Annotated in this window: 27 protein-coding genes and 1 other RNA gene; 12 read left to right on the forward strand and 16 right to left on the reverse strand. The window is 41.5% G+C overall.

The window, feature by feature from the left end; translation table 11 throughout:
- Positions 1-14: 14 nt before the first annotated feature.
- Positions 15-635 carry a DNA-3-methyladenine glycosylase gene (locus tag HED61_RS01525; RefSeq protein WP_219645414.1) on the reverse strand — a complete coding sequence of 207 codons (621 nt, stop codon included), beginning with the start codon at positions 633-635 and terminating at the stop codon, positions 15-17.
- A gap of 176 nt (positions 636-811) precedes the next feature.
- Here HED61_RS01525 and HED61_RS01530 point away from each other — a divergent pair, with 176 nt between their 5' ends.
- The 4 genes from HED61_RS01530 to HED61_RS01545 all read left to right on the forward strand — a co-directional run bounded on the left by HED61_RS01530 (position 812) and on the right by HED61_RS01545 (position 3,330).
- Positions 812-2,089: a replication-associated recombination protein A gene (locus tag HED61_RS01530; protein ID WP_113850252.1), complete on the forward strand. Its 1,278-nt coding sequence runs from the start codon at positions 812-814 to the stop codon at positions 2,087-2,089.
- Between the two features lie 97 nt (positions 2,090-2,186).
- Positions 2,187-2,381, forward strand: a non-coding RNA gene (gene ssrS / locus HED61_RS01535) — 6S RNA.
- Positions 2,382-2,499: 118 nt separating this feature from the next.
- A complete protein-coding gene (locus HED61_RS01540) occupies positions 2,500-2,784 on the forward strand; it encodes a hypothetical protein (RefSeq protein WP_003128458.1) in 285 nt (94 codons plus the stop codon).
- A 63-nt stretch (positions 2,785-2,847) separates the two neighbouring features.
- A complete protein-coding gene (locus HED61_RS01545; protein WP_003128457.1) occupies positions 2,848-3,330 on the forward strand; it encodes a universal stress protein in 483 nt (160 codons plus the stop codon).
- A gap of 379 nt (positions 3,331-3,709) precedes the next feature.
- Here the strand turns inward: HED61_RS01545 and HED61_RS01550 are convergent, their stop codons facing one another.
- On the reverse strand, positions 3,710-5,290 hold the full coding sequence (locus HED61_RS01550) for a hypothetical protein (protein WP_003128454.1): 1,581 nt from the start codon (positions 5,288-5,290) through the stop codon (positions 3,710-3,712).
- The gene (locus tag HED61_RS01555; protein ID WP_219645415.1) at positions 5,287-6,048 is read right to left on the reverse strand and encodes an ABC transporter ATP-binding protein; all 762 of its coding nucleotides are present in this window, start codon (positions 6,046-6,048) and stop codon (positions 5,287-5,289) included. The genes HED61_RS01550 and HED61_RS01555 overlap by 4 nt, the downstream gene beginning before the upstream one ends.
- A gap of 270 nt (positions 6,049-6,318) precedes the next feature.
- On the opposite strand from HED61_RS01555, the gene HED61_RS01560 reads away from it, so the two are divergent.
- The 3 genes from HED61_RS01560 to abc-f all read left to right on the forward strand — a co-directional run bounded on the left by HED61_RS01560 (position 6,319) and on the right by abc-f (position 10,201).
- On the forward strand, positions 6,319-8,325 hold the full coding sequence (locus HED61_RS01560) for a KUP/HAK/KT family potassium transporter (RefSeq protein ID WP_005472860.1): 2,007 nt from the start codon (positions 6,319-6,321) through the stop codon (positions 8,323-8,325).
- Positions 8,326-8,384: 59 nt separating this feature from the next.
- Entirely contained in the window at positions 8,385-8,513 is a 129-nt protein-coding gene (locus HED61_RS16885) for a hypothetical protein (RefSeq protein WP_005472862.1), read from the forward strand.
- 104 nt (positions 8,514-8,617) lie between these two features.
- The gene (gene abc-f / locus HED61_RS01565; protein WP_138371448.1) at positions 8,618-10,201 is read left to right on the forward strand and encodes a ribosomal protection-like ABC-F family protein; all 1,584 of its coding nucleotides are present in this window, start codon (positions 8,618-8,620) and stop codon (positions 10,199-10,201) included.
- A 172-nt stretch (positions 10,202-10,373) separates the two neighbouring features.
- Here abc-f and HED61_RS01570 read toward each other — a convergent pair whose 3' ends face one another.
- A complete protein-coding gene (locus HED61_RS01570; protein ID WP_171917778.1) occupies positions 10,374-11,231 on the reverse strand; it encodes an SPL family radical SAM protein in 858 nt (285 codons plus the stop codon).
- Between the two features lie 99 nt (positions 11,232-11,330).
- A complete protein-coding gene (locus HED61_RS01575) occupies positions 11,331-12,791 on the reverse strand; it encodes a peptide MFS transporter (RefSeq protein WP_003128449.1) in 1,461 nt (486 codons plus the stop codon).
- Between the two features lie 992 nt (positions 12,792-13,783).
- On the opposite strand from HED61_RS01575, the gene HED61_RS01580 reads away from it, so the two are divergent.
- From HED61_RS01580 to HED61_RS01600, 5 genes are read left to right on the forward strand one after another with little or no spacing between them, the layout of a single operon-like run.
- Positions 13,784-14,125 (forward strand): PadR family transcriptional regulator, encoded by a 342-nt coding sequence (locus tag HED61_RS01580; protein ID WP_005472869.1) that lies wholly within the window; start codon positions 13,784-13,786, stop codon positions 14,123-14,125.
- Positions 14,126-14,134: 9 nt separating this feature from the next.
- Positions 14,135-15,037: an ABC transporter ATP-binding protein gene (locus tag HED61_RS01585; protein WP_138371446.1), complete on the forward strand. Its 903-nt coding sequence runs from the start codon at positions 14,135-14,137 to the stop codon at positions 15,035-15,037.
- A gap of 3 nt (positions 15,038-15,040) precedes the next feature.
- The gene (locus tag HED61_RS01590) at positions 15,041-15,820 is read left to right on the forward strand and encodes an ABC transporter permease (protein ID WP_081131432.1); all 780 of its coding nucleotides are present in this window, start codon (positions 15,041-15,043) and stop codon (positions 15,818-15,820) included.
- A gap of 10 nt (positions 15,821-15,830) precedes the next feature.
- Positions 15,831-16,172: a DUF1048 domain-containing protein gene (locus HED61_RS01595; RefSeq protein WP_081131433.1), complete on the forward strand. Its 342-nt coding sequence runs from the start codon at positions 15,831-15,833 to the stop codon at positions 16,170-16,172.
- A gap of 9 nt (positions 16,173-16,181) precedes the next feature.
- On the forward strand, positions 16,182-16,493 hold the full coding sequence (locus HED61_RS01600; protein WP_081131434.1) for a DUF1048 domain-containing protein: 312 nt from the start codon (positions 16,182-16,184) through the stop codon (positions 16,491-16,493).
- Between the two features lie 213 nt (positions 16,494-16,706).
- Here the strand turns inward: HED61_RS01600 and HED61_RS01605 are convergent, their stop codons facing one another.
- From HED61_RS01605 to HED61_RS01655, 11 genes are all read right to left on the reverse strand, one after another.
- Entirely contained in the window at positions 16,707-17,891 is a 1,185-nt protein-coding gene (locus tag HED61_RS01605) for an acetate/propionate family kinase (protein WP_113850254.1), read from the reverse strand.
- A 24-nt stretch (positions 17,892-17,915) separates the two neighbouring features.
- Positions 17,916-18,923: a class I SAM-dependent methyltransferase gene (locus tag HED61_RS01610; protein ID WP_003128442.1), complete on the reverse strand. Its 1,008-nt coding sequence runs from the start codon at positions 18,921-18,923 to the stop codon at positions 17,916-17,918.
- A 174-nt stretch (positions 18,924-19,097) separates the two neighbouring features.
- The gene (gene comGG / locus HED61_RS01615; RefSeq protein ID WP_231455746.1) at positions 19,098-19,403 is read right to left on the reverse strand and encodes a competence type IV pilus minor pilin ComGG; all 306 of its coding nucleotides are present in this window, start codon (positions 19,401-19,403) and stop codon (positions 19,098-19,100) included.
- Positions 19,404-19,425: 22 nt separating this feature from the next.
- A complete protein-coding gene (comGF, locus tag HED61_RS01620; RefSeq protein WP_003128440.1) occupies positions 19,426-19,839 on the reverse strand; it encodes a competence type IV pilus minor pilin ComGF in 414 nt (137 codons plus the stop codon).
- Positions 19,829-20,140, reverse strand: coding sequence for a hypothetical protein (locus tag HED61_RS01625; RefSeq protein WP_228074027.1), 312 nt, complete (start codon positions 20,138-20,140; stop codon positions 19,829-19,831). The genes comGF and HED61_RS01625 overlap by 11 nt, the downstream gene beginning before the upstream one ends.
- On the reverse strand, positions 20,121-20,600 hold the full coding sequence (comGD, locus tag HED61_RS01630) for a competence type IV pilus minor pilin ComGD (RefSeq protein WP_103300293.1): 480 nt from the start codon (positions 20,598-20,600) through the stop codon (positions 20,121-20,123). The genes HED61_RS01625 and comGD overlap by 20 nt, the downstream gene beginning before the upstream one ends.
- Complete coding sequence (gene comGC, locus HED61_RS01635) at positions 20,569-20,844, reverse strand: competence type IV pilus major pilin ComGC (protein WP_029487321.1); 276 nt, start codon at positions 20,842-20,844, stop codon at positions 20,569-20,571. Before comGC ends, comGD begins: the two co-directional genes overlap by 32 nt.
- Complete coding sequence (comGB, locus tag HED61_RS01640) at positions 20,841-21,872, reverse strand: competence type IV pilus assembly protein ComGB (protein ID WP_219645416.1); 1,032 nt, start codon at positions 21,870-21,872, stop codon at positions 20,841-20,843. The genes comGC and comGB overlap by 4 nt, the downstream gene beginning before the upstream one ends.
- Positions 21,847-22,788 carry a competence type IV pilus ATPase ComGA gene (comGA, locus tag HED61_RS01645; RefSeq protein WP_005472888.1) on the reverse strand — a complete coding sequence of 314 codons (942 nt, stop codon included), beginning with the start codon at positions 22,786-22,788 and terminating at the stop codon, positions 21,847-21,849. The genes comGB and comGA overlap by 26 nt, the downstream gene beginning before the upstream one ends.
- A gap of 111 nt (positions 22,789-22,899) precedes the next feature.
- Complete coding sequence (trmB, locus tag HED61_RS01650) at positions 22,900-23,562, reverse strand: tRNA (guanosine(46)-N7)-methyltransferase TrmB (protein ID WP_138371442.1); 663 nt, start codon at positions 23,560-23,562, stop codon at positions 22,900-22,902.
- 53 nt (positions 23,563-23,615) lie between these two features.
- A complete protein-coding gene (locus HED61_RS01655; RefSeq protein WP_003128432.1) occupies positions 23,616-24,395 on the reverse strand; it encodes a phosphotransferase family protein in 780 nt (259 codons plus the stop codon).
- Between the last annotated feature and the right edge of the window lie 28 nt (positions 24,396-24,423).

A 24,423-nucleotide genomic window follows, 5' to 3' on the forward strand; every position in this document is an offset into this window, starting at 1 on the left:
ACGTTCCTTCTTTCCTATTGCCAGCCGTGATCTGGCTGAACAGCAGATTTTCTGCTGTTGGTAATATATGGGTTACCTGCTACGACAAACCGCAGCGGCTTATGGGTCCACTCCCCTTTATTCGGGATACCGATTCTGGGAACAGCGAGTATTTCTTTCGGTGTTCGCCGTTTCTCGTTGACAAGATGCAGTGGACTTGTAAAAATTGAATGGCCATAATAATCAGGCGTAATTCCCAAAGCTTTCACGAGCTTTCCAGGTCCGTTCGAGAGATCAGGACCGGATTTACCGCGATTTATCTCCATTTGTGCGATTCCTTCGACGGGCTCCACGCCGCGGATCATGATCCCTTGGGGAATGCCTTCAGGCTGTGTGATAAAATTCAAAATCAAATGAGTATGCATCGTATATAAATAAATCGTTCCCGGCTTTTCATACATTGCTCGAACTCGTGGCGTGTTACGCATCCCGAAACTATGAGCAGCCAGATCTTCTGGTCCTAAATAAGCTTCACAGTCGACGATATAACCGCCTAATTTCCCACTGGGCGTCTCATGTTCCAGATACATCCCTAATAATTGCCGGGCAATCGCTGTTGTTGATTGTTGTGCAAATAATTGTTCAATTTCATTCATTTTCTTCACCTTCTTTATTTTACACAATTCTCAAGGAACTTACTATTGATTACGACCATCTTATCAATTGTTTGACCTTTCTATCGCCACTGACTAGTTTCAATAGCAAAATACCCGCTTCCTTATGGGAATATACGTTCTTATGATATACTAAAGAAAAAAGAAAGGAGCTTATTATGCAGCAACCACTTGCGTACCGCATGCGTCCCCGCAACCTTGATGAAGTCGTAGGTCAACAGCATTTAGTTGGACCCGGAAAGATCATTCACCGGATGGTTGAGGCCAAGATGCTCTCTTCCATGATCCTGTATGGTCCACCAGGGACCGGAAAAACAAGTATCGCTAGTGCAATCGCCGGTTCGACACGTTACGCATTCCGCATGCTGAATGCTGCGACTGATACGAAAAAAGACCTTCAAATCGTCGCCGAAGAAGCCAAAATGAGCGGCACAGTCATTTTACTTTTGGATGAAGTCCATCGTCTGGATAAAACAAAGCAAGATTTCTTACTGCCTCATTTAGAAAGCGGAAAAATCATTATGATCGGGGCCACAACTGAAAATCCTTATATCACTATCAACCCAGCCATCCGTAGTCGTACACAGATTTTTGAAGTAAAACCATTGCAAGAATCAGATATTTTAGCCGCCATTGATGCGGCTTTAGCTGATAAAGAACGTGGCTTGGGAACAGAATCGATCCAGTTGACAGAAGAAGCTCGTCTCCATCTTTCACGAGCGACCAATGGGGATCTCCGCAGTGCACTCAATGGATTAGAACTCGCTGCTCGCTCCACGCCGCCAAGTTCTGATGGGAAAATCCATTTGACTTTGCCAATTATTGAAGAGTGTGTTCAGCGCAAAGCATTGACCCATGACAAAGATGGCGATGCCCATTACGATGTCATCTCTGCTTTTCAAAAATCGATCCGCGGCAGTGATGTTGATGCGGCACTCCATTATCTGGGTCGTCTGGTAGAAGCAGGAGACTTGGCAATCATCTGCCGGCGTTTGATGGTGATCGGTTATGAAGATATCGGGTTGGCCAATCCAGCGGCAGCTGCTCGAACAGTCAATGCTGTCTTAGCAGCGGAACGATTAGGCTTACCTGAGGCGAGGATCCCTTTAGCAGATACTGTGGTCGACCTTTGTCTATCCCCTAAGTCCAACTCGGCTTATATGGCACTAGACGCTGCCATCGCAGATATTCGTGCAGGCAATGCCGGGGATGTCCCTGATCATCTAAGAGACAGTCATTACAAAGGAGCTGAAGCCTTGAACCGAGGCGTCGGTTATCAATACCCGCACAACTTTGATGATGCGTGGGTCGATCAGCAATACTTACCCGATAAAATCAAGCAAGCTCACTATTATCAGCCAAAGGCTACCGGAAAATACGAGCAAGCTCTGGGTCAAAGATATCAACAATTGCAGCAACGAAAAAAACAGACCTAACCCTCAGCAGCCGCTTCATGGAAGCGAGAAAGATTTTTGTCACCGTTTTCAATCTTCTTTATTGCTACTTTTGTTGTCCTATGCTACTATGAAGGTGGGAATTCTGTGATGTACGAGTTGTCCCATCTGTGTGTTGACCGAACATTTTTATTGATATATTGGGATCCGTCTTGTGTCAAAGCTGGTAACATGCCTTTTCATTTGGTAGTTCGATGCTTAGACCGTGGAACCCACCTGCTAGAATTTGCGGGATCAATACTACGGGAAAAAGAACGGCATCTACGGATATTACCCATTCTTTATTGAATGTGCCATCTGTTTTAGACAGGTGGCTTTTTTGTGCTTTTTGCTATTCCTTTAGCACTTCGCTATACTAAAACTATCTTATAAGAGAAGGACGGATTTCACGGATGATTTTTCTATTATTTTTGATTGCTGCTGTTTTGTTGTTTGGCGTCTGCTACTTACTGTTAACAAAACATGCCATTTTCTTTTCCCTTATTCCTGAAAATACTAAAAATCAAACTTTTTTGACCATTTATGGCTATCTTCATGGTATTTTAGGTATTCTTGCGATCATCGTTGCTTTTTTAGACAAAAAGTTGATTGCCCTCGTTTATTTAGCAGTGTTAATGATTACTTCTGCCTCATTCAGTTTGCTGTTTGCCCGTAAGATGAAAAAAACAGATAATTAGGTTTTTCTTTTTAGTCAAAAAGTTTTACAATAAAGATGAAGTTATCTGAGAGGAGTGTTTCATATGTTACAACAATATCAACGAATCATGGTTGCAGTCGATGGCTCAAGTGAGTCAGAATTAGCTTTTAAAAAAGCGGTCAATGTGGCCCAACGGAACAATTCTGAACTGGTACTAGCCCATGTAATCGATACCCGTGCCTTTCAAACTGTTTCTTCCTTTGATGGCATGTTGGCTGAGCAAGCGACTGAAATGGCTAAGCAAACATTGAAAGATTATGAAGACTATGCCCGTAAGAACCAAGTAACTGCAGTAAAGACTGTCATCGAATACGGTTCGCCAAAACCAATCATTGCGAAACAATTACCAGAAGATAATCAAATCGATTTAATCATGATCGGCGCTACTGGTCTCAATGCCGTCGAACGAATTTTTATTGGTTCAGTCTCTGAGTATGTAATCCGTCATGCCTCTTGTGACGTATTGGTCGTACGGACAGACCTTGACAATCATCTGCCAACAACCAACGAAAAAGAGGAAGCATAATCTCTGAATGAACCAACACATACTCAAATCAAAAACAAAAACACTCTGACAAAAAGGTGCTTGTCAGAGTGTTTTTTTTCTATTTTTCACGATTTGTTAGTTTTAGCCATTAAAAAAACTGCGCCATCCGTCTCAGCTCAAAATGACCTAGCTGTCTTTCTTGAAGCGGACAACTTCTGGTTCCTTCTGATCAATAACTCTGACATTTGGCACAGTCTCTTGCAACAAGCCTGTGGAGCAAGCTTGCCAGCAAAAAATGAAAGCAAAGTAATAGGTTATTTATTATCTAATCATGTTTCTGAATACTTGTAAAGTCTTTTTTCTGAATTTTCTGATTAAATCTATTTCTTTTTCTATGCGCTATTGATGGCGACTAGACTCAGTGAATCAACTGCCAAAATTTTCTTTGATAGTAGTTGTGCCATAGCACGCTACCAATCAACAGAACCAGCAAGACTGGACCATTCAAGAGCCAAAATGGAATCATCGTTGCTGCAAAACCGTAACCGACGAGTAACAGAATACTAAGGAGAAGTGCCACCATCATGCCGACGATCATTCCCACACTTCCGGCACCCCGGGTAAACAATTGACTGACATTGGTCCAATCAAGCAAAAGCAAGCGATAATCACGAGCAAAATATTTTAAGCATAGCAAGTAACAACCAAGTAACGTACCTAGAAAGAAAGTCGTTGCCAATAGGATCGGCATCTTAAAGAGCAAAATCGCCAATAAGGCAATCCCGCCAGTCAAAACCATTTGAAGCATTAGGCCAAATCGGAATTTTGCTTGTAAATATTTTTTCATAGACAACGGCAATGAACGAACAAACAGAAAATTTTGCTGATCCAATGAAATCAAGGTACTGATAAAAGAAGTTGGATTGACCATCATCACAGCTAATGCGATACCTGCCAAAAAGAACACTCCGCAAAAACGAGCATCCATTTGTCCTAGATCAAACGTACCGCTCAATGCAAATGTCACAATAAAAATGATCGGTGTCATCAGTGAAGTGGACAATACTTGCATAATCAAGTTGGGATCACGAACCAGCTGGGAATTATAACTGAATAACATCTGCGACAATCCTTGCCCGGATTTCTGCTTCCGTCGCACGCTTCCATGGTCGGGCACAGCCATCGCCACCTGATCATAAAACTTCGGTAAAATAAAGAACCGAATCGCTCCTAGCAGCAACAAACAAACCACTAGAACAATAGCAAAGCTCCCGATTCCTGCAACTGCAAAGGGACTGTGCATGATATAGAAAAATGGCAGTAAAAAGGCAATGGCCCCGCGATCCATGATCTGTGTATCGTAGGAACTGGTTTGATTCATCATCAAGATCCCTACCACTACTACGATCATAGAAATTCCCAACAACAAGCTGGTCATCATTTTTTTATGTTCACGAAACAATTTTGTTCGAGCCAATCCAAAAACGATCAAACTACAAATACTAAAAACAATCACCAGAAATAATAAAAAGAGCACAATCGCTAACAAAAGCGTGAGCAGAATAAAGACCTGTGAACGCATTCCCGTTAAAAGAAATAAGACAAATAACGGAAAAACAAATGGTGCCACTGTTAAAAAGACAACAAGAATCTTGGCGGTGAAAATTTCTGCTTGCCGGAAAGGCAATGGCAAATATGCAGGCAAGTCTTGACTCTCAAAGAAGACATTAAAAATGGATGAGATTCCTTGAGAAAATCCTAGAACGCCAAAAAGAGCAACATAATAAGTGAAAAAACCTGGCAAACGGCTGAAATCCAGTGCGATCATTGTTAGGCCGTAAATCACTAAAAAAACGAAACCTGATAATACATATTGTTGGATCAAATAACGAGTCAATTGTGTCCCGCTTTTTCCTTTTTTACGGGCTTTGTCTGTGACTTGCGGATTGGCGTACCGAAGATTGACGCTTGTCAACGTCAATAACTGTCGCTTGTTCATCTGAACTCGCCTCCATTTTCTGTCAACGATGGCTCTTCCGCGCCTCTACCTGTCATTTTTAAATAGATCGCTTCCAAAGAAAGATCTGGATTTTGTGCAAGCAATTCATCGACAGAACCGTTATAAAGCAATTCGCCTTTTTTCAAAATAGCTAACTGATCACAAAGCTGTTGGGCAGTATCCAAGACATGCGTCGAGAAAATAACCGTTTTGCCTTTCGCAGCATGTGCTTTCATCATTTCTTTTAGATCAAACGCTGCCTGCGGGTCTAATCCCTGCAAAGGCTCATCTAAGATCCAAATATCCGGATCCGGCAGTAATGCTCCAATTAGAATGGTTTTTTGCCGCATACCATGGGAAAAACTGGCTAGCGTTTCTTCTGCATGCGTCGTCATATCAAATAACTGGCCCAGTTCATTTAAGCGTACCTTTTTTTGGGTTCCCGGTACTTCATAAGCAGCTGCGATCAAATCCCAATATTCTCCGGCGGTCAACTGCAAAAACATGTCCGGTGAATCCGGGACATAAGCAATCTGTTTTTTTATTTCTTCTCGGTATTGGGCTAATGCTTTGCCATCAAAAACGATTTCGCCACTCGTCGGCTGTAAAATACTAACTAGACTCTTGATGGTCGTTGATTTTCCCGCACCATTATGTCCTAAAAAACCAAAGATCTCACCTTGCTGAATCGTCAAAGAAAGGTCCTTCAATGCTCTTTTTGTTCCGTACGTTTTACTTACATGTTTCAATTCAATCATTTACTATCCCCCTTAGAAATAAGACTTAACGTAATTTTACGTGAATAAACAGAAAATTTAAAATGTTTATTTACATTTTAAATGAAAAAAGTTGACAGGAATCAGCAAAACAAAGATAATTATAGCAATTTAGGGGAGTAGCACATGGGTTTTTCCATGATCATAGATCAACAGCAAGCGGGAATCCGCTGGTCTATGATGTTTCTTGCAAGACCTAAGTGGCAAAGGGCCTCTTGGGTCTTTTTGCAGTTCAATTTGGAGGGAAAATCTATGAGTAAAATGAAAAAATTAACCGCGGGAGGCCTTTTGGTCGCCATGGGTGTGGTCTATGGAGATATCGGGACCAGCCCACTCTATGTGATGAAAGCAATCGTTGAAGACAACGGCGGGTTGAAAACACTCTCCCCGGACTTTGTATTGGGAAGTGTCTCCCTCGTTTTTTGGACTCTGACTCTGCTTACCACGATTAAGTACGTCTTAATCGCTTTGAACGCTGATAATCACGGTGAGGGCGGAATTTTTTCCTTATACACACTTGTTCGTAAGCAAAGCCGCTACTTGATCATTCCGGCAATCATTGGTGGCGCTGCGTTATTGGCAGATGGTGTACTAACTCCTGCCGTCACTGTCACGACAGCCATTGAAGGGTTGCGGGGCATTCCGATGTTTTATGATCATTTTGGGAATGATCAATCCATTATTGTTTGGATTACATTAACGATCCTTTTCGTTCTTTTTAGCCTGCAACGCTTTGGGACAGAATTCGTTGGTAAAGCATTTGGACCGATCATGCTTGGTTGGTTTACTTTTTTGGGGATCGTCGGTTTGATCAACTTTTCCGGTGATCTGTCTGTCATTCGTGCGTTGGATCCCCGTTATGCCATCGGGCTACTGTTTAGCCCTGATAACACCTCAGGTTTGTTCATTCTCGGGAATATCTTTCTGGCAACCACTGGTGCTGAAGCACTATATTCCGATTTAGGACATGTGGGCAAAAAGAATATTTATGCCAGCTGGCCTTACATCAAAATCTGTTTGATGCTTAATTACTTAGGTCAAGCTGCTTGGTTATTAAAGGTTTATCAAGATCCTGCCTATCAACAGATTGAAAACCTAAACCCTTTTTTCCAGGCTTTGCCTCAAGGTTGGACCGTTTTTGGCGTCGGCTTTTCTGCGTTGGCTGCAATCATTGCCTCCCAAGCTTTACTTTCCGGATCTTTCACGTTAGTTTCGGAAGCAATCAAGTTGCGTTTGTTGCCGCGGATGCAGATCATGTATCCTGGTTCTTCCATCGGACAAATGTATATCCCCGCGCTTAACCTGATGCTGTGGATCGCTTGTTCCGGTGTCGTTCTCTTATTCCGGACATCCACGCGAATGGAGGCCGCTTATGGTTTAGCGATTACAGTAACTATGCTGATGACCACAGTCTTGTTATATTTCTTTTTGCGTCAATTCAAAAAAGCGCGATTTATCGCTCCATTTATTACCTTATTTTTTGCAGCTATCGAAGGCATCTTCTTCATCTCGAGTGCCGCAAAATTTTTCCACGGTGGGTTCGTTGCGGTTTTGATGGCCGCTTTGATTATCGCCATCATGCTCATTTGGGAATGGGGCAACCACATTCAAGAACAAGCTGCCGAAGAAGTTGACTTGACCGAATACATTCCCCAACTACAGGAATTGCGGAATGATGAGACATTGCCATTTTCTCAGACCAATGTCGTCTTTTTAGTTCCAAAACTGCAAGGAAATACGATTGGCCGTCAGTTTATTTATTCGATCCTTGATAAACGGCCGAAACGCGCCAAAGTGTATTGGTTTGTAAATGTGGAAGTCACAGATGAACCTTATACAAAACAGTACGAAGTCTCGATGGCTGAGACAGATTTCATCGTAAAATTGAAACTCTACTTGGGCTTTCGGGTTTCTCAAGAAGTCAATGTCTACATCCGACAAATCATTCAAGAATTGATGAAGGATGGTCGCTTACCAAAACAGCCGCAAAAATACTCATTGACCCCGGGACGTCAAGTTGGCGACTTCCAGTTTGTTCTGATCGAAGAAGAGTTGTCGAATGTCACCTCATTAACCCGATGGGAGCGGCAAGTAATGTTAACCAAACTCTTTATCAAACGGCATACTATTTCTCCGGAACGTTGGTTTGGACTCACTTACAGTGACGTGGTCCATGAGACCGTTCCATTAGTGATTGGGCAACCGAAGGCAAGTAACCTTTCTGAAATTGTTCCAGTCAAGAAAAAACTAACTGACTAATTGCAAAGTAAGGTCACTTGCGGTACACTATTGGCAAATAAGCAAAAGGAGGAAACACCATGATGCGCATGACTAAAATAACATGTAACGTCAACTATCAGCGTTACCATATCGCATTTAGCCATGCAATTGGTTTTACAAAAACCGTTTTAGGGACGAGTCTGTCTAAAACAGTTGAATATTCGTAAAATCAATGGCCATCTCAAGGTGTTTATCTCGAACAACATCAGATAAAAATAACGCAGGCCATGGATTTCCATGGCCTTTTTGAGTGGTCTCAAGGAGTGAGATCATGCTAATTCAAGCAAATAAAATCAGTAAAAATTTTGGCGGTACCCCGCTATTTGAACAATTAACTTTCCAAATTGATCCCGGTGAAAAGATTGGTTTAATCGGCATCAATGGCTCTGGTAAGACAACATTATTAGATTTATTACTCGGGACCGAGAAAAATGATACTGGAACGATCAGCCGACGTAAAAGTCTTTCTATTGGTCATTTGGCACAAGAATTTTCGCCCTCTTCAGAAACGGTGCTGACGTATTTACAAACCTCTTCCCCCCGACTGCAAGAGATAAGTCGCAAGATGCGACGTTGTGAACAACAGATGAGCGATCCTGACGCTGACTTATCGAAATTATTGGACCGCTATGGACAATTACAGCTACAATTTGAAGAACTCGGTGGCTATCTGTTAGAAGACCGGATTCTTGCTAGTTTAAGAGGATTGGGAATAGCGCAGTTGCAAGAAACTTCTTTGCAGGCGTTAAGTGGTGGGGAGCGAGTCAAAGTAGAACTAGCAAGATTGCTGTTGACAGAGCATGACTTGCTTTTACTGGATGAGCCCACGAATCATCTTGATTTAGCTAGTCTTCATTGGCTGGAAAACTATCTTATCAATACGAAAAAAGCGTATATCGTCATCTCTCATGACCGCGCTTTTCTGGACAAAGTGACGACTAGGATCTGTGAGATCGAAGATGGTCAATTGATTTCTTATCCGGGAAACTATAGCCAATATCGGTCATTGAAACAAGCTCGAATCGCAGAACTGACTAAGAACTATGAGCTGAAGCAAAAAGAATGCCAGCGGCTTAAAGCGATGATTCGCCGTTATCGCCAATGGGGGAATGAAGGGGACAATGAGGACTTTTTCCGTAAAGCCAAAGAAATTGAAAAGCGTTTAGCGAAGATCACTCTCGTCAAGCCCCCGCTGCCTCCTAAAAAAAGGATACGCACAGTCAATCAAAGTGATCGAACAGGCAGAGAAGTCTTTATCGCCCGAAATATCGGTAAAGTCATGGCTGATCGGCTACTCTTTGAAGACAGTAGTTTCTCGATTTACCGTGGTGATCGCTTAGCGATCATTGGTGAAAACGGCACCGGTAAGACGACCCTGATTCAGCTTTTGTTAGGTACTTTGGCGCTTGACGCGGGAACGATCAAATCCGGCAGTAATCTGCAGATCGGGTATCTGCCTCAAAAGCTCTCATTTTCTAATCCCGCTATGCGGGTCCTATCCTTTGCCTATCAGTTCATAGGCAATGAACAATCTGCACGACAACAACTGGCACAAATCGGTTTTTATCAGGATGATGTCTCAAAACGCATTCAGGATCTTTCTGGCGGTGAGAAGATTCGCCTTTATCTGCTGAAACTTTTTCATAAAAAAATCAACGTCCTGCTATTAGATGAGCCTACCAATCATTTGGATATCTATGCTCGTGAAGAAATTGAAGAATTGATTCAGCGCTTTGGTGGTACGTTAATTGCTGTGAGCCATGACCGCTATTTTCTAAAACAAACTTTCCAAGACATGCTGTTGATCCGCGACCAGCAGGTCATGCGGCAGCCCATCGACTGGCAGGCTCTTTAAGAAGACCACGTTCGTTTTTTTCACCATAAGGAATCGCATATCAGAAAAATCAAATAAAAATAGCCGCAGGATAAGAGAACTGGCACACCTCGTGACAGAGTGACGAGGTGTTGCTCGTACACTGGAACACTCTCAGTCCTTGCGGCTATTTCATTTGTTTAAAAGACGCGAATTAAAAGAGTGTCAACTGCTGGTCTTCAAAACGATGGATATAGGCAAAGACTTCTTCTGGTCGATAAAGGATTTGATAGGTTTGGCAGAATGCACAAAAAATAGCCATTAGCTTTTGCTGATTCGGACTGTCGCAAACATACCGATCGCCAAAAGCTTGCTGATACTTTTCCTTCATACCAGGAAAATCACGGTCTAGTTGCTGATAAAAGTATGCGCGATTTCCTTCCCGCATCGTCACCCCAAATCCAAAACAGATGATGCCTTTCACTCCCGCTTGGCGACAGTAGTCCAAAACCCCCAACAGATTCTCCTCGCTGTCATTGATAAAAGGAAGAATAGGTGATAACCAAACAACAGTAGGAATCCCTGCTGCTTGAAACGTCTTAAGCGCCAAAAAACGATGATAAGTGGTAGCGACTTGTCGTTCTAATTTTTTACATAGTGCTTCATCATAAGTCGTTAGAGTCATTTGAACAACTGCTTTCGTTTGCTGGTTGATTTCTATCAGCAAATCCAAATCTTCCAACACACGCGTTGATTTGGTCAAAAGCGCGACACCAAAACCGTTCTTTTTGATTACTTCCAGTGCTTGCCTCGTTTGTCTCAAACGCTGTTCTGCATGAACGTAAGGATCTGACATAGCACCGGTAACGATCATGCAAGGCTGTCGGCGCTTCTTTAATTGCTGGTCCAAAATCGTTATTGCTGCTTCTTTGATCTCGATATCTTCAAACCGATGCGCCATCTGATAGCAGCTGCTGCGACTATCACAATAAATACAGTCATGTGTACACCCTCGATAGAGATTCATTGTATTGTTTGGTGAAAGAATCGTTTTATAGCGTCGCGTGTGCATTTAACCCCTCCTACGGAACATATGTTCCCATTTATTTTCTCATAACTTGACTAAAAGTGCAAAAAAAGACTTGATCTTTTTCAAGATCAAGTCCGTTGATTAGTGAATATTCCCAATCAGCTTACGAATCGGTTTTCTTGCCATGTAAAGAATAATCCCTACGACTACTGCAACACCACCGACAATGCCATAATAAGCCCCTTCTGTTTGCGGTGTATAGAAACGAGCAATCTGAGCATTGATCGCTTGCGAAGAAGCATCTGCTAATAGCCAAATAGCAAGAGTTTGCGCTTCGAAGGCTTTTGGTGCTAACTTGGTCGTTACAGACAATCCAACTGGTGACAGACACATTTCGCCAGCAATCATGATAAAGAAACTAAAGACTAGCCACAATGGGCTTACCCGTTGATTGACTCCGAACAGCATACTTGGGAACATCAACAAGACAAAAGACAAACCTGCTAAAATCAAACCAATTGCAAATTTCACTTCCGTTCTAGGTTGTTTATTGCCAAGTTTCGTCCACAACCAAACAAATACCGGTGTCAACAGCACGACAAACAATGGATTTAGTGTTTGATAAAGACTCGCCGGAATCGTGATCCCAAACAACGTATCTTGTGTCCGATCGGCCGCAAAAAGTGCCAATATTGATGACCCTTGTTCTTCTAGGGACCAAAAAACGATTGCAGATAAGAACAAAGGAATATACGCTAAAACTTTTTTCTTTTCATCCGGTGTCACATCACGAGAACGCAACATTTTAGTAAAGTAGTAGATCGGCAAAAATATTCCTAAGATACTGATGCAATTGATAAAGAAATCAACGGTCAGATAGCCCATCGCAGCTGCACCGCCGAAAACCACTGCTACAAGCACTAGTACGATGATAACGTTACGGAAAAAGATTTTTTTCTCTTGCGCAGATAATGGATTAGTTGGTGTCGTTGCAACATCTTTCAACGTTGTCTTCCCTTGAACATAATATTGCACCAAACCAATGAACATTCCGATAGCTGCTATTGAAAAACCTAAATGGTAATTGACGTTTTGACCTAAAATACCCACAATGATCGGTGCTAAAAGTCCACCAATATTGATCCCCATATAAAAGATTGAAAATCCTGCATCTCGGCGCACATCTTCTTTCGAATATAAGTGGCCGACCATCCCTGACACATTGGACTTCAACAAACCTGTTCCAATAACGATCAACATCATAGAAACAAATAGTGCAGCAATACCAAGAGGCGCTGCCAGAACAATATGTCCAAACATAATAAGGATCCCGCCATAAAAAACGGATTTGTTCGATCCTAATAAGCGGTCAGAGATCCACCCGCCAACGATACTAGACATATAAACGAGTGAACCGTAGATTGACATGATCGCTACAGCCGTTGATTTAGGTAGGCCTAAGCCACCATTTGTTACAGCATCATACATAAAGTAAACTAAGATGGCCCGCATGCCATAGTAGCTGAATCGTTCCCACATCTCAGTGAAAAATAGTGTCGACAACCCTCGCGGCTGTCCTAGGAAAGTCTTTTCTTTTTCCATACTTACTGGCTCCTTATAAAAAACAAATTTAGAAATTTTTCTGAAAATTCACAAATGCCAGTTTATTCCCGTTTGGCTTCCTTTACAAGGTTATTTTGCTTAGATTATGTTTTGTAAAATGGCGATATGCTGAGTCGAAAATGAGAGTTTTTTACTAGATACTAGGAAATCACTGATCTAACAACCTAAAAAATTGTACGTTAATTAAATAACGTTTTTTATCGATTAAAATTATTTTTACCGTTTTTTTATTCTAGATTCAAGAATTTGTTAATAAAAATAACCTGATTCATCACATCAATGTTTATTCATACACTTATATGCTGAATCAGACGATTTTTTATTCAATGTTCTTTGTTATTTAGCAGGACACAGCCTCTCTCAACATCTGGCAGAACATTTCCGCCGACTGGGCATAAAGAGCAGCAATTGTGAGCTTTCCTCTTTTAGTCTAGGCTTGCTTACTGTCTCAGTCAAATCAAGTGCATTGGGCGCCTATATATCAGCGGCATTCCCTAACGAAACAATCCTTAGTTTCATAACAGAGCCCAATAAATCTCGATTTTTTTTGCTCCCTTCTCAATCGATGTCTAACATTTCATGTCAATGATTCACACCATGATCGGTACCGAAGTCCTATTTCTCTTTACTGAACACAATTCATCAAATCAGAACCTATCTTGTTGAACTTGTTCTTAAGAGTGATAACAACGGCGAGCAACAGCTAATCACTGTCTTCGATGATTAGCTGCAAACTTAGATTCGAACGAAGAAGTTGCAGAGCAGCCCACAATAAAGCTCAGTTTAACAGGATCCAGTCTCCTGAGTACCATTCGCCACTAAGCGGGAAGCTTTTTTCAAGGTGTTACTTTTTTTTGCATCTTTGCTTAATGATACTTAGTAGTTGACAGTCCATCTACTAAGTATTATTATGTAGCAGTACTGAGTAATACTAGGTATTGAGACAAATGGTTTTTGAGAGGATGAGCGATGTGAAAGGAATGACTGAATTACTAAAAGGTGTGCTAGAAGGTGTCGTGCTTCAAGTCATCCATAACAGCAAAGAGACTTATGGCTATGAAATCACGAATACACTGATCGAATTAGGGTTTCAAGATATCGTCGAAGGCACCGTCTATACGGTCTTACTCCGTTTAGAAAAAAAAGAATTGGTAACTGTTGAAAAAAGGAAATCTGACCTTGGACCGGCAAGGAAGTTTTATCGTTTGAACGCAAATGGGGAAATTTACCTCCAAGATTTCTGGAGTAAATGGACGTTTCTTGTAGATCAGCTAGATAAAATCAAGCACGAGACACTTTTCAATCAGGAATGAGGGATAACTATGAAAGCCATCACTGTGGAGCATCTTACAAAAACCTATGGTGATCTTGACGTATTAAAAGGAATTACTCTTGAAATCAAAAGAGGCGAAATCTTTACTTTACTTGGAGAAAATGGTGCTGGAAAGTCAACACTGATCAATATTCTAACTACACTCGCTAGCCCTACATCCGGCAATGCAACAATTTTAGGGTTAGACCTACGAAATGACTCCGATCAAGTGCGGGATGTCATCAGCTTGAATAGTCAATCGATCACACTAGATGATGAATTTACCGGTTTTGAAAATTTGAAACTAATTGGCACGCTGTTGGACATCCCTCATCTGCGCAGGAAAATAGATACCTTATCAGAACGACTTCATTTAGCAGATTTTCTCTATAAAAAAGTCGCTACCTATTCTGGAGGAATGAAGCGACGACTAGATATTGCAGTCTCTCTGCTCCCTGACAAAGAAATTTTGTTTCTTGATGAGCCAACTACTGGTGTGGATCCAAAAAACAGATTAGAGATTTGGCAACTAATCCTTCAGCTTAAAGCAGAAGGAAAGACGATCTTTCTGACAACTCAATACCTTGATGAAGCAGACCGTTTAGCTGATCGAATCGCTTTTATCAACGATGGGAAGATTTCATTGATTGGCACACCACAAGAATTGAAAAAGCAAGCAAGAGATCTGCACAAAGTCATCGTTCCAAAAAAAGTGATCGATCAAGCGACTTCTCTTCTAAACGAATCTGCGATTCACTATATGGTTGAAAATGACACCATTATTCTTGCTAGAAATGATTTAAAAGAGTCGATGATGAAACTCTTGCAAAATGATATTGACATTCTAACAACTGCTCCGATTGAACTTAGTTTGGAAGAAATATTCTTGGATGCTACTGGAAAGGAGGACTAAAAAATGAAGACAATCAAGCAACTTTTCACATTAACGAACCGCATCGTTAGACAAAATTTAACAAGTGTCGATACGATCATTACAAGTATCGTTATGCCTATTTTCATCTTACTTTTTTTCGTTTATGTCATTGGTGGCAATATTTTAGTCGGGGGCACTGCAGGAGAGCCTTCAGATTATCTTAGCTACGTTATGCCAGGATTTTTGCTGATGTCTATGGCAATGGGATCGGCTTACACTGCTTTGAGGATCAACAATGATAAAACAAAAGGATTCCTGACGCGATTATTATCTATGCCAATGAAACGTTGGGTGATTCTAGGATCGCACATTGTCGCCTCAACAATTTTTATGCTTATTTCTGTACTTTCAGTACTGCTGATCGGACTAGTATTGGGTTATCGACCACAAGCAACGATTGGTGACTTCCTGCTTTTCACCCTTTTGATCGTACTTTTTGCCGTTAGTCTCACTGTGCTAGCTATCCCCTTCTCGTTAACAGCAAAAGATTATGCTGGAGCAGGAGCCTTTTCGTATATTTTGATCTTCCTGCTTTTTATCAGTCCAGCCTTTGTGCCGGTCGCTGGAATGGCAAAACCTGTGCGCCTATTTGCTGAGAACCAGCCAATGACGCCCATTATCGAAACGACAAAGAATTTGCTTGCTGGTACATTCTCTTTTGGTTCCCAAAGCAGCCTCTTGACCCTTTTATGGCTAGCCCTATTACTAAGTTTTTTCTCTTTTCTGTCAATGAAACGCTACAAACAACTATTTATTAATTAGGAGGCCCACCATGAACTTTTATGACAAAATAACAGGTAACGACATGAATAAGCAACAAAAAGAATTTCAACTTCGTATTGATAAGTTACCCGTTGGCTACCAAGATGCGTGGCGCGAACTCAATCAAAAGATCTGGAACTACAGTGATTTTTCTGGAAGAAATCTGTACCCTATCTTGGAAGGGATCGTCGGTCTTTTTGAAGAAAGTGCCGCAGAAAAATTGCCAATCAATAGCGTGATCGGTGAAAATATGACTACCTTCATCTCAGAAATCGCTGAAGCAGCTGGTGCTAAAAATGAGCGAGACAAATTGCGAGAACACTTGAATCAAGTGACCAAAAAACTAAAGTGAGGGATGAAGATGGGAATAAAAGAAGCATTAGAAGGTAAAAAAGAATGGCGTGCTCTGCAAAAACGGGCAAATCAGTTGCCGAATGATTATCGAATCGTCTATAAAGAAATACAAAAGTACTTTATGAAAGTTGATCCAGTAAATCTTGCCAGCGATTTCCAACCACTCGTTGATCTGTTGGATTTGTTTGAAGACAGTGCGCAACAAGAAAAAAGTGTTCTTCAAGTAACTGGCGAAGACGTGGCCGCCTTTGCGGACGGATTGCTGGTAAACCAAGCAACCTCTGACAACGAAATGGAACCAAAGTCAAAAAAGCTATGAGAAAATGGCTAGATAAGTTTTGAGTTCCACCGTTGGATTTTCTGAAAATATAAAGAAAAATAAGAATAGCGCTAACTAAATTTGCAACTTTCAAGCATTATTCATTGGTATCCAAGGTGTACAGCTGTTCAAAACAAAAAAGTGTTAAGCCTCGGCTTAACACTTTTTTTAATCAAATAATGAAACTCATTTGTTCCAATTGATCTCCGACAATTAACCGCGCAAACGTTCCACGTCGCGAGCAATCATTAATTCTTCATCTGTTGGAATCAACAAGACTTTCACTTTAGAATCTTCTGTAGAAATGACTAACTCTTCACCGCGTTTGGCATTTTGTTCTTCATCAAGTTCACAACCAAACCAAGTCATTCCTTTGATAACTTCACTGCGGACATGGGCATCGTTCTCACCGATACCAGCAGTAAAGACGATTGCATCAACACCGTTCATTGTTGTTACATAGCCACCGATATATTTACGAATGCGGTCAGTAAAGACATCATACGCAACTTTTACTTCTTCTTTGTCATAATTAGCTTCAAGATCCCGCATATCGCTAGAAATACCGGAAAGTCCTAACAAACCAGATTTTTTGTTTAAAACATTGATCATTTCATCGATTGATAGGTCTAATTTTTCCATTAAATAAGGCAATACAGCTGGGTCGATATCACCAGAACGAGTACCCATCGTCACTCCTGCAAGTGGTGTGAAGCCCATTGATGTATCAACAGATTTTCCACCATCAACTGCAGTGATCGATGCGCCATTTCCTAAATGACAAGTAATGATTTTCAAATCTTCAATCGGTTTGCCTAACATTTCAGCCGCACGTTCTGACACATAACGGTGGCTTGTACCATGGAAACCATATTTACGAACTTTATAGTCGTTGTAGTAAGCCAATGGCAGACTGTACAAGTAGTTGTGTTTTGGCATGGTTGCGTGGAAAGAAGTATCGAAAACAGCAACACTAATAATATCTGGTAAGATCTTCTTGAAAGCAGTGATCCCCATCAAGTTGGCTGGATTATGCAATGGTGCAAACTCTGCCAATGCTTCAATGCGTTCCATCACTTCATCTGTGATCACAACAGAATCCGGGAAGTCTTCTCCTCCATGAACGACACGGTGACCAACACCAGTGATTTCATCATATGAACCTAAGATGTTCAATTCGATCAATTGATCCAAAAGCATTTTTACTGCGACTTCATGATCATTGATGTCGATGATTTGTTCGAATTTTTGATCTTCCCCATATTTGATGGTAAAAATCGAATCTTTTAATCCGATACGTTCAACGATCCCTTTAGCGACCACCGTTTCTTCTGGCATTTGATATAACTGCCATTTTAGACTTGAACTTCCAGCATTGATTGCAATTGTTTTAGACATAATTTTCTCCTTATCCGATTTATATTACAAATTTGATGCTTTCCAAGCTTCAAATTGTTCGAAAAATTTCTTGATGTTTTTTGGTTCCTTGAGAGATGCGAGTTTAGCAAGTAACACTGGTGCTTGCTTGCTCGTTGCACCATGATTTTGAATCAGCACAATACTTTTTCTTGATCGCTCATTTTTGAAAAGCTCGTCTGGCAATTGAATGATTCCTTGCAGATAAACTTTTTCATTGAGCCATTTCTTCAAATAATCGCTTTGTTCAGTTTCCATGAAATTAGCCGGAGCTAAGAATAGTCCATAGCCATCTTCTTTCACATAGTTCATTGCTTGTTCCATCAATAAATGGTGGGCAAAGCTATGTCCTTCGCCTTCGGGAGCTGAAGTAAGAAACGATGCTGCTTTTTCATCTTGTGGATAATAGCCGACTGGCAAATCACTGACAGCAATGTCCATTGGGTCGATTAACAATTCTTGCAACCCGTCTTGATGAAACAAATGCAGCGGGGCTTGAGTCCATTCGCTTGTAGCTGCAGCAACACTCAGTAATGTTTCATCAATGTCAACACCTGTTGCTTGCACATCTCTTTGCGCTAACTGCAAATTGAGCAAGAGCGTTAAGACAAGATTCCCCATTCCAACCGAAAGGTCCAGAATCTTGGTTTGTTGCTTCGCTGGTGTCAATTGCTCGATCAAATACACAAACAAAAAACCGATACTATCTGGTGTCAGCTGATGATTAGGCTGCAGATGTTCGGTTTGTCCGCCCTTTAACAGAAGTAGTTGAGCAAGTTTACGCCGTTCTTCTGCTGTTAAGGGTATCTGCTCTAATTTTTTATAAATCGCTTCCAACCGTTGAGCATCCGCTTCACTAGGTACTCCGTCGATCACCCGTACGCGATACTGATCAATAAAATTCTCGATCGTCTCGATATATGCATCCAAATAAGATGTTTCTAATGCGTTTTGGAGCACTTGAATCGCTTCTAGCGATAAATGAAAAGACTCTTCCATTTTTTCTGGGGACATCTTGCACCTCTTTTCAAAACTATAACAACATACATACCTGTTTAATTTTAGCTGATTCAGCCAAAATAATCAATCGCTATCTTTCAGAATAATTTGTGAAGAGACAAACATACTTTTCAACTCTTTTATACAGAAAAAAGACACAGTATGTCTGTGCCTTTTTCTGTATTATAGTTACTCAAGATCTGTTGCTATTTTTTCCAAATCACCTGACAAAATTTCGGTAAAACGGAAGGTGCGCTGATTGACGACACATTGAATCAACAACAGCTCTTCTTTTTGTTCATAAATGACCCTTCCTACATTGTAGTTGACACTGCCCTGCTCGGCATAGGTTAACCGCTGATAATCCGCCAAAAAAAGTTCTTTCATGATTCGTGCCTCATACATGTGAAGAGTCTTAATATAGAAATCAGTAGTTGTCCGAGTATTTTCTAAAACCGTTAGCAACATAAGGCTCAGCAAATGAATCAGCATCATTGCTGACAAAAAGATACCGCCCTTATGCAGGAATCTGCCATTGACCAATTCTCACCTCTCCATTCTCGAAAGTCACTGTAAACTGGATCGAGGATGCCTTTTTTTCAAAGTAAATCAATGATACTTCCGTCAATAACGGATGGTAGCCATTATTGTCTCTTTTACGGACTTTCCCATTGATTCGATCGATCGTGACTACATTTTCTTTGCTGCTTTTTAAAAAAAGTGTATACGGACTCACTGAAACATACGTACACGTTTGAAGCTCCCTTTCTAACTGAATCAAAAATATCTGCCATTCTTGGTCTTTGCGAGCAAAAAGCTGTTGATTAACTTGAGGCATCTGGCGAATGATTCCGTTGATCAACAACACACTGAGTCCTAAGATCATTAAAGACAGCAAACATTCCAACAAAGTAAAACCCTTACTCTTCATAGTTGATCTCCATGATAAGAGGACCTCTTACAATCCGTCCATAGCTTCGGTCACGCTTGAAACCGAAAGACAACTGATACGACTCTGTACGTTGTGTCGAATAAACGACTTCCTGTTCAAATGCTTGGCATTGGACTTCTTCATACAATACCCGAATAGCAGCCACCTTGGCCTGTAACTGTGCACTTTGCTGCAAAATATGGGTCTGGACAGTCAGAAAAAGGAAGACACTCGTCGTCAGCAAACCAAAGCCAATGATACTTTCTAGCATGATATATCCTTTATTCGATGATCTTATCATATCGTCCACTTCCAAAAAGAAATTTGTAGGTAATCTTTTTTTCTTGGTCCATCCATTCAAACCGTAATGTTTCCATCCGCGTATAATTGCCAGATTGACTGGTGAATGTAAGTACAGGAAAAACACGTACTGCGAGCTGCGAGGGTACTTCAAGTGGCTCCATTTTGATTTCACCTGTGATCGTCGAATGAAAATATATCGTAGGAACTGGTGAATCAGAATAAGCGACTTTCGTTTCGCGAGCATCAATAATCGCTGTTTGTTGTGCTACTGCCAATCCTTTTTCCAAACGAGCACAAAACCCCCACACTTCAAAATATGCTTGGTAACGGTCGATAGCTATTAGCGGAAGAAAGATGAAAATCGAAACGACTAAGAGGACAATCAAACTCTCCACCATTGTAAATCCCCGCCAAGTAAAAAAACTGCTATTCGTTCCGATGGGCAAGATAAATCGCATACTGCTCCTCCGTTACATAATTTCCAGCTAGTAATTCTTGTCGAGTAGGTGTTCGATTCTCATTAAGCTGGAACAACTCAATCTGGGTTTCTACGACTTTGACGATTGCCGCATTTCCTTTCTCATCTATCACTGTACGTTGTGCGGATAAGTTTGGTACAAACAATAAAATCAAAATACTGATCACTAACAGTACAATCAGCATCTCCACCAATGTGAACCCCTGATGCTTCAATTTTCTCATTCGATCACTCCTTGAATATTGCCGTAAATCGGCAAAAACATTGCAGCATAAACACCCACGATCAGAAGGGCCACTAATAAAAAAATGACTGGTTGAATCCACTGGATTTTCTTCTCGATTTGTTGGAAAAGCCGATCTGTCAAAAGCTGACTATAAACAAACAATTCTTCTCCTAATTTCCCACGCATTTCGCCCTGGAACACAATCAATGAAAACTCTGGCGTCAAAAATGCATAGTCCTTTAATTTGTCCGGCAACAATCCGCCACTTGCCAAGCACAGCTCTAATTGAACAGCTAGTTCTTGTACTAATGTTGCTGTACTTGTTTGTTGCATGCACATAATGATCTGACGAATTTCCAAGCCTTGCTGAAACAATTTCCCCCACTCTAATGCAAAATAACTAGTTTGATAGCAGCGATACAAGTCTCCCAACAAAGGCAATCGACTCAAAAAAGCGGCTCGCTTCAACGCTGTCTGCTTGGCAAAGATTCCTCTTACAACAAGAACGAAACCTCCCAATCCGCCTACAATGACCGCACCGATCCATGGTGCTGCCGTAATAAAGAGAATGCCCCAATGATTCGCATCGATCATACCGGAGGCCAGAAGTTGAGGCAATAGAAACCGACGCATGGCAAAGAGAGCGGTAAAGACAAATACCAGCAATAGAAGGGGATACGCCAACACTTTTTGTAATGTCTGATTTTGTTTTTCCAAAAGGATCTGGTAAGCGACCATTCGCTGCAACGTATCCACCAGATTGCCATGGGTCTCTGCCAAGTCCAGCTGATTTTGTTCGGCTTCAGATAAATGCAGCAAAGAAAAGGCCTGTCTGAGTCGTTGACCTTGTTTCAGACGCTGATCAATATCTTTTACTGTATTCGGATCAAATTGGCCACTGCGAAGTAGAACAAACAAACTCTCTTGTAATGAGAAACCACTCTCTAATAAAACCGTAAATGTGGCTAATAAGGCGTGGGTCTGTTTGCGGGAAAGCCGTTTACTTTTCCTTGTCAAAAACCTCATGGGTGATCTGCTCCTTTTCTCTGATCCTTGTTAGTGCTTGATCCCAAGTCATTGAGGATTTGTGGGGTTCATAAAAGGTGTAGGCCATCAATGCGTGAGGGACTCCGTGAAGATCTGGCAGTAAGCGCTGATAAATGATTCCTTGGAGGCATTGGTCGATCACAGCTGCTTCCTCTGTCAGCTCTTGCAATCGCGCAATTGTTTCCGTTAATCCCCGTGCATGGATCGTCGCAAAAACCCGATGTCCTGTCAGTGCCGCACGGATCGCAGCCTTGGCCGTTTCTTTGTTGCGGATCTCACCAATCAGCAATAGCTCAGGTCGATGCCGCAACGACAAACGAATCAGCTCATCATAATCCTGGCCGATCATTGGATTGGTCTGCAACTGTAAAAAACGAGGCTCAACGATCTCAACCGGGTCTTCGATCGTGATCACCTGACCTGCTGCAGCTGAAGCTAAGCGATACATCAGTGTGGATTTCCCCGATCCAGTAGGGCCAGAAAAGAGATAGAGCCCTCGATAGCGGCATGCATCTGCGATCGTTTCATATTGTTCATTCATAAAGAATCGATGGAACTTACCTAAAGGGTGCAAAAAACGTAGAACTAAACTTTCTTGACCTTGGAAATCCCCAACAGTCGAAACCCGGATACGCTGCTCTCCATCTGCCAAAGGATAGCTGATAGCCCCTAATTGCGCTCTTCGTTTTTCTCCTACTTCCATACCGCCCAGAAATTTGAATCGAGTGATCAATTGTTGCGCGTCTTCTGTAGTAACTTTGCGATACATTTGCCGATAGTAACTTTTGCTGAAAATCAGAGTCATCCCTTCGACTGTTGGCAGTATGGATAGATCTTGCATTTTCTGCACCTTCGCATACTCCACCAACTCATCTGAAAATGTACAAATGTCCATTGTCACCCTCCTAAAAAGAGATACGCAGCTTTTACTTTTCTATACAAAAAAACTGTAGAACAAAGACATTTTCTGCCTTGTGCTACAGTCTGAACGCTAGGACTCGCTTATTTAACTTTTGGTCGTATCTTCTGGTGCCACAAATTGGGCTTCTACCCGGTAGATTCTTTGACCGCGGCTGGAAAACTTCTCTTCATACTCGGTCATGATATTTCCTTCATAGTCACTTTGATGAAGATCCAACCATACTTGTTTTAAAACCATACCATATTGTGAAAAGCTGGCGAGTGAATATTCAAATAAGCCTTGATTGTCCGTTTTGAAATGAATTTCACCATTCGGACGTAAAATTTGTTCATCGACTGCCAAAAAAGCTTTCGATGTTAGTCGGCGTTTCTCATGCTTCTTTTTTGGCCAAGGATCTGAAAAATTCAAATAGATTTGATCGACTTCATGATCCGCAAAATAATTCGTCAATGCGGAACCGTCAACGTGCAGCAGTTGCACATTAGGGATATCTTGTTCGATCAGTTTATCCAGTGCAATGGAAACCACACTGATTTGCATTTCGATGCCAATATAATTAATTTCCGGATGTGCTTTAGCCATTTCGGTAATGAAACGGCCTTTTCCCATACCGATTTCAATATGCAATGGGTGATCATTGCCAAATCGTTCCTTCCAACGGCCTCTCCACGCTGTCGGTTCAGCTACTACAAATTCGGGATGCGCTTGGACTAATTCTTCTGCTCCCGCACGTTTTCTTACTCTCATGTTGTTTCCTTTCCGAAAAAACAAGATGGAACTTGTTGCTTCGCTCCATCTTCTCATTCACTATAAATTCTTTTTAATTGCAGAATCTCTGCATTCATTGCTTTATAATCCCCGCGTTGGTAGTACTTCTTTACTTCCTGAAGCATACTTAATAAAGCATACCAATAAATTTTCTCGATCACTTCACTGCTGCCATGAATCCCGTAACGCACTAGCCAATGCGGCCAGCTGGATAATGGAACATAATGCCCTAAGATCGTACCGATATCCATTGCGGGATCCGCAAACATGATCGAATCCCAATCAACCAAATACAGATAGTTTTGGCAAACAAGCCAATTACGGTAATTGACATCCCCATGAACGACGGAGGCCTTTTGTTCCTGAAATTCTGGAATATTCTCTCTTAAATAACGATAAACAATAGCAATAAAGCGATTTTGAACAACCGCTTTAGGTAAGTTTTCTTCATATTCAACTAACATTTTTTCTGGTGTCATCACTTGACCACCGATTTTGCTCAGCATCTTCGCTAATGTTTTGGAATGGTGCAAATGATACAATACATCGATCACATCATTTCTTTGACCGATCTCTTCGGGGTCCAATACACGACCATCTAGCCACTCTTGAGCAGACAACGTATCGCCATTGCCGGTACGCTTGGTCCACACAAGTTTAGGAGTAATCCCCTCTTTGGAGAGTGCCGCAAGCATCGGGGTCGTATTTCGTTTGATAAAGACTTTATCATTGTCCTTCAAGCCAATGTAGGCTTTGCCGGTGTCGCCTTTGATTGGTCTCAGGCGCCAATCTTGATCCAAGCGAATATCCATCCTAGCTTCTCTCCTTATTTCACAGTAT

It is taken from the genome of Enterococcus gallinarum, assembly GCF_021496385.1.
Classification (GTDB): Bacteria; Bacillota; Bacilli; order Lactobacillales; family Enterococcaceae; genus Enterococcus_D; species Enterococcus_D gallinarum.

Coding starts and splice junctions, on each gene's coding strand:
- HED61_RS01570 (WP_171917778.1), bottom strand. CDS start 11,231: ATGCACACGCGACGCTATAAAACGATTCTTTCACCAAACAATACAATG.
- HED61_RS01590 (WP_081131432.1), top strand. CDS start 15,041: ATGAAGACAATCAAGCAACTTTTCACATTAACGAACCGCATCGTTAGA.
- comGA (WP_005472888.1), bottom strand. CDS start 22,788: ATGGACATTTGTACATTTTCAGATGAGTTGGTGGAGTATGCGAAGGTG.
- HED61_RS01545 (WP_003128457.1), top strand. CDS start 2,848: ATGTTACAACAATATCAACGAATCATGGTTGCAGTCGATGGCTCAAGT.
- HED61_RS01625 (WP_228074027.1), bottom strand. CDS start 20,140: ATGATAAGATCATCGAATAAAGGATATATCATGCTAGAAAGTATCATT.
- HED61_RS01585 (WP_138371446.1), top strand. CDS start 14,135: ATGAAAGCCATCACTGTGGAGCATCTTACAAAAACCTATGGTGATCTT.
- HED61_RS01575 (WP_003128449.1), bottom strand. CDS start 12,791: ATGGAAAAAGAAAAGACTTTCCTAGGACAGCCGCGAGGGTTGTCGACA.
- HED61_RS01595 (WP_081131433.1), top strand. CDS start 15,831: ATGAACTTTTATGACAAAATAACAGGTAACGACATGAATAAGCAACAA.
- HED61_RS01560 (WP_005472860.1), top strand. CDS start 6,319: ATGAGTAAAATGAAAAAATTAACCGCGGGAGGCCTTTTGGTCGCCATG.
- comGD (WP_103300293.1), bottom strand. CDS start 20,600: ATGCGATTTATCTTGCCCATCGGAACGAATAGCAGTTTTTTTACTTGG.
- HED61_RS01555 (WP_219645415.1), bottom strand. CDS start 6,048: ATGATTGAATTGAAACATGTAAGTAAAACGTACGGAACAAAAAGAGCA.
- HED61_RS01600 (WP_081131434.1), top strand. CDS start 16,182: ATGGGAATAAAAGAAGCATTAGAAGGTAAAAAAGAATGGCGTGCTCTG.
- HED61_RS01610 (WP_003128442.1), bottom strand. CDS start 18,923: ATGTCCCCAGAAAAAATGGAAGAGTCTTTTCATTTATCGCTAGAAGCG.
- HED61_RS16885 (WP_005472862.1), top strand. CDS start 8,385: ATGATGCGCATGACTAAAATAACATGTAACGTCAACTATCAGCGTTAC.
- HED61_RS01605 (WP_113850254.1), bottom strand. CDS start 17,891: ATGTCTAAAACAATTGCAATCAATGCTGGAAGTTCAAGTCTAAAATGG.
- HED61_RS01655 (WP_003128432.1), bottom strand. CDS start 24,395: ATGGATATTCGCTTGGATCAAGATTGGCGCCTGAGACCAATCAAAGGC.
- HED61_RS01530 (WP_113850252.1), top strand. CDS start 812: ATGCAGCAACCACTTGCGTACCGCATGCGTCCCCGCAACCTTGATGAA.
- comGC (WP_029487321.1), bottom strand. CDS start 20,844: ATGAGAAAATTGAAGCATCAGGGGTTCACATTGGTGGAGATGCTGATT.
- HED61_RS01550 (WP_003128454.1), bottom strand. CDS start 5,290: ATGAACAAGCGACAGTTATTGACGTTGACAAGCGTCAATCTTCGGTAC.
- abc-f (WP_138371448.1), top strand. CDS start 8,618: ATGCTAATTCAAGCAAATAAAATCAGTAAAAATTTTGGCGGTACCCCG.
- comGF (WP_003128440.1), bottom strand. CDS start 19,839: ATGAAGAGTAAGGGTTTTACTTTGTTGGAATGTTTGCTGTCTTTAATG.
- HED61_RS01540 (WP_003128458.1), top strand. CDS start 2,500: ATGATTTTTCTATTATTTTTGATTGCTGCTGTTTTGTTGTTTGGCGTC.
- trmB (WP_138371442.1), bottom strand. CDS start 23,562: ATGAGAGTAAGAAAACGTGCGGGAGCAGAAGAATTAGTCCAAGCGCAT.
- comGG (WP_231455746.1), bottom strand. CDS start 19,403: ATGATGCTGATTCATTTGCTGAGCCTTATGTTGCTAACGGTTTTAGAA.
- HED61_RS01525 (WP_219645414.1), bottom strand. CDS start 635: ATGAATGAAATTGAACAATTATTTGCACAACAATCAACAACAGCGATT.
- comGB (WP_219645416.1), bottom strand. CDS start 21,872: ATGAGGTTTTTGACAAGGAAAAGTAAACGGCTTTCCCGCAAACAGACC.